The sequence below is a fragment of the Streptomyces sp. NPDC096079 genome (assembly GCF_040303145.1).
Lineage (GTDB): Bacteria > Actinomycetota > Actinomycetes > Streptomycetales > Streptomycetaceae > Streptomyces.
The window spans coordinates 96,789-107,878 of sequence record NZ_JBEOST010000025.1; the positions used below are offsets into that span (position 1 = coordinate 96,789).

Genomic DNA, 11,090 nt, shown 5'->3' on the forward strand with positions numbered 1-11,090 from the left:
GGCGTCGAAGGTCTCCGTCACGAACTCGCTCCCTCGTCCCATCCCCGGCTCACCGGCCCCAGCGCAGCGCGGGCGTCCGCACCGGGGCGTCCCACAGGCGCAGCAGCTCCTCGTCGACCTCGCACAGGGTCACCGAGCACCCCGCCATGTCCAGCGACGTCACGTAGTTCCCGACCAGGGTCCGGGCGACCGGCACGTGCCGCTCGGCGAGCACCCGCTGCACCTCCGCGTTGAAGCCGTACAGCTCCAGGAGCGGTGTCGCCCCCATCCCGTTGACGAGGGCGATGACCGGTCCGGACGGCCGGAGGTCCTCGACGACGGCGTCGACGGCGAAGTCCGCGATCTCCCGGGAGGTCATCATGGCCCGCCGCTCCCGGCCCGGCTCGCCGTGGATGCCGATGCCCAACTCCAGCTCCCCCTCCGGGAGATCGAAGGTCGGACTGCCCTTCGCGGGGGTCGTGCAGGCACTCAGCGCCACCCCGAAGGACCGGGACCGCTCGTCGACCCGGCGGGCGATCGACTCCACCCGCTCCAGCGGGGCGCCCTCCTCGGCGGCGGCGCCCGCGATCTTCTCCACGAACAGCGTGGCCCCGGTGCCGCGCCGGCCGGCGGTGTACAGGCTGTCCGTCACGGCCACGTCGTCGTCCACGAGGACCTTGGCGACCTGGATGCCCTCGTCCTCGGCGAGCTCCGCCGCCATCTCGAAGTTCAGCACGTCGCCGGTGTAGTTCTTGATGATGAACAGCACCCCGGCACCGCTGTCGACGGCGGCCGCGGCACGCACCATCTGCTGGGGAACCGGCGACGTGAAAACGGCCCCGGGGCACGCGGCGTCGAGCATCCCGGGCCCCACGAACCCCGCGTGCAGGGGCTCGTGCCCGGACCCGCCGCCGGACACCAGCGCGACCTTGCCGGCCACGGGCGCGTCCCGGCGGACCACGACCCGCTCCTCGACGTCCACGGTCAGTTCGGGGTGCGCGGCGGCCATCCCCCGCAGGGCGTCGGAGACGACGGTCTCCGGAACGTTGATCAACATGCGCATCGGAACCTCCAGGGTCAGACGGGCGGCATCAGATCGCTCTCGCTGATGGTGTACGTCAGCGGGGGGTAGACGAAGTCCGTTTCCTGGTTCTCGCGGCGGCGGAGTCGGAAGAATTCACGCCTCTGCTCGTCGTCGGCCGGCGTCAGGCGCGTGCCCTCGGGAAGGAGCGCCCGGCCTTCGTGGAAACGGAGGACGGTCCTGGACGTCCGGAACGTGACGCCCAGCCACCGGTTGTCCGCCGGCCCGCCGGGCGCGTCCAGGACGATCCTGTGCCGGAAGCACCGGTTCGCCGCGACGGAGAACACGACGGCACTGTGGTGGGAGAGAGGGATCTCGAACGTCTCGCCGACGGACTCCTTCGACTCGACGACCAGCTTTCTCGGCGGGCCCGCCTCGGGGTACCGGTAGCAGGAGAAGACCGCGATGTGGGAGTCGCCGGCCAGGTCGAGGGCCTGGTCGCAGTGGCCGCCCATGGTGGTGTAGGCGTTCGTGTAGTTCTCGATGAGCGCGTTGTCGAAGCCGAGGGGAAGCGCCGCGCGTTCCTGGATCCGGCGCGCCAGCCGCTCGTGCACCGGCCGGAACCGCTGCGCCGGGCTGCCGTACGTCGTGGTCGTGCGGACCAGCGGCACCCCGCCCGTCGCGTCCGGCCTCGTGAGCACGGCGCCCTGCCGGCCCTTGCCGACGGCCTCCAGCACGGCCGACCCGGAGAGCTCCGCGAAGACGTCCCCCTCGATCTCCAGGGAGTACGAGCGGAACGCGTCCGAGACCCTAGACCCGGGGCGCACGGTAGTCCCCCGTGTTCATGCTGAACAGGAACTCGTCGCCGTAGTCGATGGACGACGAGGTCCTGTTCTCCTCGGCGTACAGGCCCCGCAGCGCGTCCATGCCGTCGGGGGTGGGCGGCTCAAGCCGCACCAGCTCCCCGGCCTTCTTGAGGTACGTGTGGCCGTCCTTGTGAACCGCCTCGGCGCTCGAACAGCGCACCACGTATCCCAGGCGGGTCGGGAGCACGTCGGCGTCCAGCGCCGAGGGCCGGACCTCGTGCGTGTACAGCCGGTTGGTGGACAGCGGCATGAAGAACACGGATCCGGGGTGGAGGGTCACCGTGAATCCCTGGGGGAGCGTGCCCCCCTCCCCGTCTCCGGCCGGGTCCTTGAGGCGGAACCGGAGCCGGGTCAGCGCGCTGGCCCCCTTCACACCGCGGTCGAAGGCGTCGCCGGCCAGCGGCCCCAGCTCGTCCAGCCCCTCGTAGAAGGTGCAGAAGGCCATGATGCCGTCGGCCGGCATGTCCTTGGTCTTGTCGGCGTGCGCCGAGATCCTGGCCTTGGACTGCTTGCGCTCCGCCGTGGCGCGGGTGTTGTGGTAGATCTGCGCGAGGACGTGATTCAGCGGCGCGTGGTCCCGGAGGACCGCGGCGGCCTCCAGGTTCAGGGCGTCGACGATGGCCGTGTCCGTCGGACCGAAGCCCTCGGTCGGCCCCGAGAGGTTCGTCGAGCACCGGAGCAGACGGAAGTGCAGCTCGTCGCCGTCCCGCACGACGGGCGTCAGATAGATGCCGCTGCGCAGCGCCGTGCCGGGCTTGGTGGACTCCGTCAGGGACTGGAACGCGTGCTCGGCGCGGATCCGTCCGAAGTGATCGTCGTCGAGCCCGAAGAAGCGGCGGTAGTACACGCCGACGCCGTGGACGCGGAGGGGGAGCCGGCCGACGCCGACGACGGGCCAGGACTCCCCGGTGTCGTCGCGGTCCCCGTCCGACAGCTCCCGGACGACACGCACCCGGGCGGCCGCTGCCAGCCGCCGGCCGCTGATCCCGGATATGTCGCCGCACAGGTAGACGTGCTTCCCCGCGAGGTCGTACGAGCCGGAGGCGAGGTCCTCCGGCGTGACGGTGGACCCGAGGAAGTCCTTGAGCAGGTCGTGTCCCCGCAACGCCGGAGGCGCGACCAGGAGGGTGCTCGTGTCGTCGACGCGGGCTTCCGCGGGACCGGTCGGTTTCATCAAGGAGCACCTCGTTCGCGGAACTTGACGTTTCGCTCACTCTACGGGTGAGTGCCCGTCCGCGGTCGGCCGCGCCGCACGGCTCAGGCGCGGGCGGCCGCCAGGGCGTCCTTGACCTCCTGCACCACGCGGACCGCGTCCGCGGGGTTGTTCACCACGTCGGTGCTGTTCATGTCCACGACGAGGACCTCACTGGCCGAGTAGTGCTTGTGCACCCAGTCGTCGTAGCCGGACCACAGCGTCCGGTAGTAGTCGACCAGGCTCTCGTCCTGCTCGAAGTCGCGCCCCCGCAGTCCGATGCGGTGCAGCACCGTCTCGAAGTCCGCCTTGAGGTAGATCATGAGGTCGGGTGCCTTGCGGTAGGGCAGGCCGTCGATCTCGCGCATCATCTCGTCGAGCAGGCCCTCGTACACCTGCATCTCGAGGGAGCTGATCCGGCCCAGGTCGTGATTGACCTTGGCGAAGTACCAGTCCTCGTAGATCGAGCGGTCGAGCACGTTGTCGCCCCGCTTGTACGCCTCCTTGATCGCGGCGAACCGCGTCTGCAGGAAGTAGAGCTGGAGCAGGAAGGGGTAGCGCTTCGCCTGGATCTCCTCGGGGCTCGCCGAGTAGAAGAGGGGGAGGATCGGGTTGTCGTCCACGCTCTCGTAGAAGACGTCACTGCCCAGTTCCTTGGCGAGCAGCTCGGCCACACTCGTCTTGCCGATTCCGATCATGCCTCCGACGCAGATCACCGGCATACCTCGCTTCTCCCTGGGGTCTTCTGTACGTGGACGGGGGCGGACCCTCGCGTACCACTGAGACGCGTGTCGATGGGAAGCAGCCCCGTGGCCGGGCATGAATCTTAGATGACGATCGGCGTCCCGGGCTCCGCCAGGGCGACCGCGAGGACCGTGGACAGCAGACCGGGCAGCACCCCGGACAGGGTCCGGTTCAGCCGTGCAGCGCGGGCAGGACCCGCTCCCGGTAGGCGTCGAAGAAGGCCTCCTGCTCGGGGCCGATCTGCCCGACGTACACCTCGTCGAACCCGGCCCGTGCGTACGGGCGCACCGCCTCCACGTGCTCCTCCACGTCGTCGCCGCAGGTCACCGAGGAGGCGACCATCTCCGGGGTGACCAGCTCGGAGGCCTGCTCGAAGTGCGCGGGGGTGGGCAGGATCTGGGCGAGCTCCCCGGGCAGCAGCTCGGTCGGCCACAGTCGGTGCACCCGGGCGACGGCCTTGTCCCGGTCGCCGCTCCAGCACACTTTGACCCCGCCGACCACCCGCTTCCCCGCGCCCCCGTTCTCCCGGAAGGAACCCACCAGCTCGGTGTCGGGCGTCATGGTGACGAACCCGTCCCCGACGCGTCCGGCCAGCTCGGCCGCCTTCGGACCGAACGCGGACACGTACACCGGCACGCGCTCCTCGGGCGCCGTGTAGAGACGGGCGTTGTCGACGGTGTAGTGCCGGCCGTCATGGCTGACCAGGGCGCCGGTGAACAGCTCGCGCATCACCCCGACGGCCTCCTCCAGCATCTCGGCGCGCGTCTCGAACGACGGCCACGCGTCGCCGTGCACGTGCTCGTTCAGCGCCTCTCCGGTGCCCACGCCGAGGGCGAAGCGCCCGCCGAGCAGCACGCTGGACGTGGCCGCCGCCTGCGCGGTGACGGCGGGGTGCAGGCGCACCGTCGGACAGGTCACGAGCGTGGTCACCGGCAGGTCCACCGCCTGGGACAGCGCGCCGATCACGGACCAGACGAACGCGCTGTTGCCCTGCGCCTCGTTCCACGGGTGGTAGTGGTCGGAGATCGCCAGCCTCGTGAACCCGGCCCGGCGTGCCTGCCGGGCCTGATCGATCAGCTCCCCGGGCGTGAACTCCTCACACGAAAGGAAGTAGCCGTACTCGGTCATCGCGATCCCGTTCCTCTCCCGCCCCCCTACTGCCCCCTGGGTGCGCACGGCCCGCAGCTGTCGGCCTCAGGCCTCATGGCGCGGCTGACCGCCGGCGCCGGGACGAGACGCGGGCACGGCGAGCGGGAGGTGGTAGAGGGCGAAGGCCCGGCCGATGACGGGCTGGGCGACGTTGCGGACGCGCACCCCGCCCGCGGTCATGCCGTGCTCGGTCCCGAGATGGGCGTGGCCGTGTACGGCGAGGTCGGCGCCCCCCTCGTCGATGGCCTCGGCGAGCAGGTAGCTGCCGAGGAAGGGATAGATCTCGACCGGCTCGCCCGCGAGCGTGTCGGGCACCGGCGCGAAATGGGTCAGGGCGATCACGGCGCCGCAGCCGTCCTCGGACACCGCGGCCAGCGCCCGGTGCAGACCCTCGGCGCTCCGGCGGGCGGTGCGGACGAAGTCCTTCATCTCGCGCTCGCCGAACTCCCCGGCGCTGCGCCCCGAGAAGCCGCCGCAGAAGCCCTTCGCGCCGGCGATCCCGACCGTGCCGCCCGCCACCGGCAGCACCACCCGTTCCCCCTCCAGGACGGTCACCCCGGCGTCGGTGAGGACACGGGTGACGTCGGCCTCCCGCTCGGAGTGGTAGTCGTGGTTGCCGAGGACCGCGACCACGGGCACGCCGAGGTCGCGGACCTCCCCCGCGACCACCTCCGCCTCCTGGACGGTGCCGTGCCGGGTGAGGTCGCCGGCGAGGAGGAGCAGGTCCGCGCAGAGCGGCAGGGTCTCGAAGGAAGGACGCAGCAGGCCCCGGCAGTCCTCGCTCAGATGGATGTCGCCCACGGCGGCCACCCGGACGACTCCGTTCCGCTCGCCGCGGGAGGTCACGACAGTTCCTCGGGCCGCTCGGGAGGGTCGGGGCAGGCGACCAGGAGGTCCGCGCGGACCGGGACGCCGGCCAGCTCCGCGTCCGCGAGCCGGAGGATCTCCTCGCGCCGGCCGGCCGTCGGGAGCGTGCCCGTCAGGAGCACGGCGTCGCCGCGGGCCTCGACGCGCACACCGAGTTCGGCCACGTCCTCGCGGGCGAGCCGGTCCCTGAACCGGGCGATCCGGTACTCGCTCTCCTCGGCGCGCATCGGGCTCCTCCTCGGATCGGCATGTCCCCGCTCTGCGAGGTGCGGTGCCCGGAGCGCGTCCCCGCAAACGTCCGCCAGAACCGGCCGGGGCGGCGGCACGGTGGAGGGACGCGGCTCAGGACGAGAGATCCGGACCGGTCGTGAACGGGCTGGTCCGCAGCCGGGCGAGGAGGTCGGCGGGGTCCTCGTACACGGCGGACGCCCCCGCGCGGGTGAGATCGGCGGCGGGAATCCCGCCGCACAGCAGGCCGGCACACACCACGCCGGCGCGGCGCGCCGCCTTCATGTCCCAGACGCTGTCGCCGACGAAGACGGCCCGCTCGGCGGGCACGCCGACCAGCGACAGGGCGTGTTCGAGGGGATCCGGAGCGGGTTTCCCCGCGTCGACGTCGTCGGCGGTGGCGGTGTCCGAGAGGGCGTCGTCGGCGTCGACGGCCCCGCGCAGGGCGGTCAGCTCCCGGTCCTTCGCCGAGGTGACCAGGACGACCTCCCAGCCGTCGCCCGCGAGCGTCCGCAACAGGTCACCGGCCCGGTCGAAGGCCTCCAGGCGATCGAAGAAGGTGGCGTAGAGGGTGTCGTGGGCGGCACCGAGCCGCTCGTCGTCCGAGCGGTCGCGGGACGGGCCGAGCAGGTGGTCGACGAGCTGCTCGCCCGGCAGCCCGATGGCGCGGTGGACGGCATGGGTCGAGACCCGGTGACCGTGCTGCCGGAACGCCTCCCACCAGGAGACGACGTGCAGATGATTGGTGTCGACGAGGGTTCCGTCGATGTCGAAGAGCGCGGCGCGGTCCATGTCGTGGCTCCCCTCGGGTCGCGGAGGTCGGGTCGCGGACGTCAGGTACTGGAGCTCGGGCGGCGGGAGCGTCCCCCTCGTGCGGGCCGAACCGCCTACACGCGCGCGTGTGCCCGCCGCGCACCGGCCGAAACGGTCCGCCGGGCAAGCCGAGCCAGACCGCGCGGACCGGGCAGGCCGCGCGGACCGGGCCGCACGGCCCCGGCATGGCGGGCCCGGGGGCGGGTAGTCGCGTCCTGAGGCGAGGAGCCCGCGATGGAGATCCTGACGATGGGTGTCGAGGAAGAGTTCGTGCTGGTCGACCGTGTGACACGGGCCCCGGTCAACCGGGCGCCGGAGGTCATCCGACGAGCGGTGCGCGCACTCGGCGACCAGGTACAGACCGAGTTCTTCAACGCCCAGGTCGAGGTCTGCACCCGGGCCACGGCGCACCGCACCGACCTGCGCGAGGAACTCTCCCGGCTGCGCGCGGCCGTCGGCGCCGCCGCCCGGGACGCACGCTGCATGCCGGTCGCCTGCGGCACCCCCGTACTGCCGCCCGAGGAACCGCTGACGGTGACGGACACCGAGCGCTACCGGCTGATGGCCCGCCACTTCGCCTCCCTGGTCACCCGCGAGGACGGGGCCGCGCGCGACGACGGTCTCGTCTGCGGATGCCACGTCCACATCGGGACGCTCGACCGCGTGCGCGCCCTCGGGCTCGCCCAGCACATGCGGCCCTGGCTGCCCACCCTCCAGGCGCTCGCCGGGAACTCGCCCTACGCCGGCCGGCACGACACCGGCTACCAGAGCTGGCGGGCCGTCGAGCACGCCCGGTGGCCGACCGTCGGCCCGACCCCGGTCCTCGACGAGGCCCAGTACCTCGCCCACGTCGCCCGCCTCGTCAGCGACGGGACGCTGCTGGACAAGCGCATGGTGTACTGGCACGCCCGCCCCTCGGAGCACGTGCCGACCCTGGAGATCAGGGTCGCCGACGCCAACGCGGACCTCGACACGGTGGTCCTGCTCGCCCTCCTCGTCCGCGGTCTCGCCGCCACGCTGCTGCCCCGCGTCGACGCCTCGGTCCCCCCGCCGCGCGTCCCCGGCCCGCACCTCCTCCGCGCCCACCGGTTCGCCGCCGCGCAGGGCATCACCGGGATCGGACTCGACCCGGTGGACGGCCGGGAGCGGCCGGCCGTGGCGCTCCTCGACGAGCTGATCGACCTCGCCCGGCCCGGCCTCGACGCGGCCGGCGACACCGAATGGGTGCGCGAGCAGTGGCAACGGATCCGCGCGGACGGCGGCGGCGCCGCGCGTCAGCGCGCCGTCTTCCGCCGCCACGGCCGGCTCACGGCCGTGGTCGACGCCCTCGCCGCCGCCACGCTGCGGGGCTGACGTCATGAGTTCCGCCGTCCGCACGGGACAGCACCCGGCGGCCCTGCGGGTCTGCCGCCTGCCCGGCGTGTACGCACCGCAGGCGGACACCGTCCTCCTGGCGGCGCAGCTGGGGCACGAGGAGGTGCGGCCAGGGACCCGCTCCCTGGACCTGTGCACCGGCACCGGCGTCCTCGCGGTCCTCGCCGCCCTCCGGGGCGCGCGGGCCACGGCCGTCGACATCTCCCGCTCCGCGATCGCCGCCTCCCGGCTCAACGCCCTGCTGCACGGCTGCCGGATCCGGGCCCTGCGCGGCGACCTGGACGCGCCGGTCGCGCCCGAACGCTTCGACCTGGTGACCGTGAACCCGCCCTACGTGCCCAGCGAGAACCCGGCCGCGCCCGCCCGCGGCGCGCGGCGCGGCTGGGACGCCGGCACGGACGGCCGACTGCTCCTCGACCGCGTCTGCGCCCGCGCGCCGGGTCTCACCCCCGCCGGAGTGCTGCTCCTGGTCCAGTCCTCGCTCTCCGGTGTCGCCGCCACCCTCGACGCGCTCGCGCGCGGCGGTCTGCGGGCCCGTGTCGTACAGCGGCGCACCGAGCCGTTCGGCGCCGTGATGACGGCCCGCGCGGACTGGTTCGCCGCCCGGGGACTGATCGCTCCGGGGACGCGCTCGGAGGAGCTCGTCGTGATCCGCGCGTGCCGGGCGTGATTCGAGTCCGGACACGCGGGCAGTCGCGCGGTACCGACGCAGTCCGACGCGATGGGCGGTGTGTGTGATGTCAGTTTCGCCGAACGAGGACGCGCCACGGCCGCGGGCCGCGGGGAACGCCGCCCCGCCCCGTCTCCGGCCGCTCCCCGAGGGACCGCTGCTCGTCGAGGGTCCCGCGGAGATCGTCATGCCGGACGGGTCGGTGGTCCTCTGCGAGCGGCCCGTGATGGCGCTCTGCACCTGCCGGCGGACCCTCCGGGCGCCTTTCTGCGACACGAGCCACCGCCCGCGCACCCGCCGCCGCGGCGGCGGCCAGGCCCGGGAGGCGGGGGCGTCATGACCCTGCTGGTGACGCACCACGCGGCAGCGCCCGAGGCGCCCGAGCCGCGCGGCGAGGTCTCCCGGGCGGTGCGGGGCAGGCTGTTCGGCGGCGGCCCCGCACGGCTGCCCCGGGCGGCGGACATCGCGCGCTGCTCCCCGTACGGCGAGGACCTCCAGCTCGCCCTCCACCTCTGCTACGAGCTCCACTACCGGGGCTTCGCCGGGGTCCCCGACACCCTGGAGTGGGACCCCGACCTGCTCAGGGTCCGGGCCCTGCTGGAGCACCGGTTCGAGAGCGCGCTCCGCCACGACTGCCGGCACCTCCCGGACGTCGACGAGGGCCTGGCCGCCCTGCTCGTCGAACCGGTCGACGGCACCGGCGTCTCGCACTTCCTCAGCTCCCGGGGCGAGCCGTGGCACCTCCGCGAGTACGCGGCCCTGCGCTCGGTGCACCAGCTGCGCGAGGCCGATCCGCACCTGTGGGTCGTACCCCGGCTGCGCGGGCGCGCCAAGGCGGCCATGGTGGCCGTCGAGTACGACGAGTACGGCTGCGGGCGGGCGGAGCGGATGCACTCCCGGCTCTACGCGGACCTCATGACCGATCTGGGCCTCGACCCCTCGTACGGCCGCCACACCGACGTCGCCGGCGCCGAACTCCTCGCGGTCTCCAACCTGATGACGCTGTTCGGCCTGCACCGGAGGCTGCGCGGGGCGCTCGTGGGGCACTTCGCCGTCCTGGAGACGACCTCGCCGCCCGCCTCCTCCCGCATCGCCGCGGCGATGCGCCGCACCGGGGCGGGACCCGCCGCCCAGCGGTACTTCGACGAGCACGTGGAGGCCGACGCCGTCCACGAACAGCTGGTGCGCCGTGAGGTCGTCGGCGGACTCCTGGAGGAGGAGCCCGCCCTCGCGCCCGAGGTCGCCTTCGGCATCGCCGCGACGTGCCTCGTGGAGGACCGGCTCGGCGACCACGTGCTGCGGGCCTGGTCCCGGGGCGAGAGCGCCCTGCGCGCGCCCCTGCCGCAGCCGCCGGGAGGCGAGCGGTGAGCGCGCGGGAGAGGAGCGCACGATGAAGCTCGCGGAAGACCCGGCCGCGCGGCCGCCGGTGAACGGATCGGCACCCTCCCCGTACGCCTCGCGGGCCGGGGACGGCGACTCACCGACCGTCGACCTGCCGCCCGACCACACGCAGGCGATCCTGGAGACGACCAAGGAGGTCGGGGCCGTACTGAAGGCCTCGGGATGTCCGTTCGCCCTGGTGGGCAGCGTCGCCGCGTACGCGCACGGCATCCCCGTCCGGCTCCAGCACGACACGGACTTCGCGCTCCTGCGCGAGGACGCCGACGCCGTCACGGCGTCCCTGAGGGAGCGCGGGATACGGATCGTCGACCCGCCCGAGGACTGGCTCGTGAAGGCCCGTGCGGGCGGCGAGGAGATCGACCTGATCTTCTCGCTCGCCGGGCGGCCGGTCACGCCCGAACTCCTCGCCCGCGCCCAGACGCTCCCGGTGGACTCCGTCCACATGCCGGTGCTCGCCCCGACCGACCTCATGGCCTGCCGTCTCCTCGCGCTGTCCGAGCACCACTGCGACTTCGGCCCCCTGCTGCCGATGGCACGGGGCCTGCGCGAACGGATCGCCTGGGAGCGGGTGCGGGAGGAGACCGTCGGAGCCCCGATGGCCGAGGCCTTCCTGTACCTGCTGGAACTGCTCGACGTCCTTCCCCGGCGGAACGCCCCGTGAACGCCCGCGCCCGTCCGCGGCGGAACGTGACCTCGTGAACGCCCCCGCACGCCGGCGGCGGCCGTCCCCGGGACGGCATGGGGAAAAACCTTCAAACCGCTGAGCGCGTGAGGCTCAGGCCGGTG

General features: G+C 73.2%; 13 protein-coding genes. 5 read left to right on the forward strand and 8 right to left on the reverse strand.

Translation table 11 applies throughout. The annotated features are described in order from the left end of the window. Nucleotides 1-49 precede the first annotated feature (49 nt). From dhaK to ABTY59_RS33155, 8 genes are all read right to left on the reverse strand, one after another. A complete protein-coding gene (gene dhaK, locus ABTY59_RS33120; RefSeq protein ID WP_352022804.1) occupies nt 50-1,042 on the reverse strand; it encodes a dihydroxyacetone kinase subunit DhaK in 993 nt (330 codons plus the stop codon). 14 nt (nt 1,043-1,056) lie between these two features. Further along, nucleotides 1,057-1,827, reverse strand: a complete 771-nt coding sequence (locus ABTY59_RS33125) for an alpha-ketoglutarate-dependent dioxygenase AlkB (protein WP_352022805.1) — start codon at nt 1,825-1,827, stop codon at nt 1,057-1,059. Next, nucleotides 1,811-3,040, reverse strand: coding sequence for a hypothetical protein (locus ABTY59_RS33130; RefSeq protein ID WP_352022806.1), 1,230 nt, complete (start codon nt 3,038-3,040; stop codon nt 1,811-1,813). Before ABTY59_RS33130 ends, ABTY59_RS33125 begins: the two co-directional genes overlap by 17 nt. Nucleotides 3,041-3,123: 83 nt before the next feature. Then, nucleotides 3,124-3,780: a deoxynucleoside kinase gene (locus tag ABTY59_RS33135; RefSeq protein WP_352022807.1), complete on the reverse strand. Its 657-nt coding sequence runs from the start codon at nt 3,778-3,780 to the stop codon at nt 3,124-3,126. A 193-nt stretch (nt 3,781-3,973) separates the two neighbouring features. Further along, a complete protein-coding gene (locus tag ABTY59_RS33140) occupies nt 3,974-4,930 on the reverse strand; it encodes a TIGR03557 family F420-dependent LLM class oxidoreductase (protein WP_352022808.1) in 957 nt (318 codons plus the stop codon). Nucleotides 4,931-4,996: 66 nt separating this feature from the next. Then, a complete protein-coding gene (locus tag ABTY59_RS33145) occupies nt 4,997-5,797 on the reverse strand; it encodes a metallophosphoesterase family protein (RefSeq protein WP_352022809.1) in 801 nt (266 codons plus the stop codon). Continuing rightward, a complete protein-coding gene (locus ABTY59_RS33150) occupies nt 5,794-6,045 on the reverse strand; it encodes a hypothetical protein (protein WP_352022810.1) in 252 nt (83 codons plus the stop codon). The genes ABTY59_RS33145 and ABTY59_RS33150 overlap by 4 nt, the downstream gene beginning before the upstream one ends. A gap of 115 nt (nt 6,046-6,160) precedes the next feature. Then, nucleotides 6,161-6,838: an HAD family hydrolase gene (locus tag ABTY59_RS33155; RefSeq protein ID WP_352022811.1), complete on the reverse strand. Its 678-nt coding sequence runs from the start codon at nt 6,836-6,838 to the stop codon at nt 6,161-6,163. 255 nt (nt 6,839-7,093) lie between these two features. On the opposite strand from ABTY59_RS33155, the gene ABTY59_RS33160 reads away from it, so the two are divergent. From ABTY59_RS33160 to ABTY59_RS33180, 5 genes are all read left to right on the forward strand, one after another. Then, a complete protein-coding gene (locus ABTY59_RS33160) occupies nt 7,094-8,212 on the forward strand; it encodes a carboxylate-amine ligase (protein WP_352022812.1) in 1,119 nt (372 codons plus the stop codon). Nucleotides 8,213-8,216: 4 nt separating this feature from the next. Next, nucleotides 8,217-8,903 (forward strand): HemK2/MTQ2 family protein methyltransferase, encoded by a 687-nt coding sequence (locus ABTY59_RS33165; protein ID WP_352022813.1) that lies wholly within the window; start codon nt 8,217-8,219, stop codon nt 8,901-8,903. A 67-nt stretch (nt 8,904-8,970) separates the two neighbouring features. Next, on the forward strand, nt 8,971-9,243 hold the full coding sequence (locus tag ABTY59_RS33170) for a CDGSH iron-sulfur domain-containing protein (protein ID WP_352022814.1): 273 nt from the start codon (nt 8,971-8,973) through the stop codon (nt 9,241-9,243). Continuing rightward, complete coding sequence (locus tag ABTY59_RS33175) at nt 9,240-10,271, forward strand: iron-containing redox enzyme family protein (RefSeq protein ID WP_352022815.1); 1,032 nt, start codon at nt 9,240-9,242, stop codon at nt 10,269-10,271. Before ABTY59_RS33170 ends, ABTY59_RS33175 begins: the two co-directional genes overlap by 4 nt. A gap of 22 nt (nt 10,272-10,293) precedes the next feature. Next, nucleotides 10,294-10,965, forward strand: a complete 672-nt coding sequence (locus ABTY59_RS33180) for a nucleotidyltransferase family protein (RefSeq protein ID WP_352022816.1) — start codon at nt 10,294-10,296, stop codon at nt 10,963-10,965. Nucleotides 10,966-11,090 lie beyond the last annotated feature (125 nt).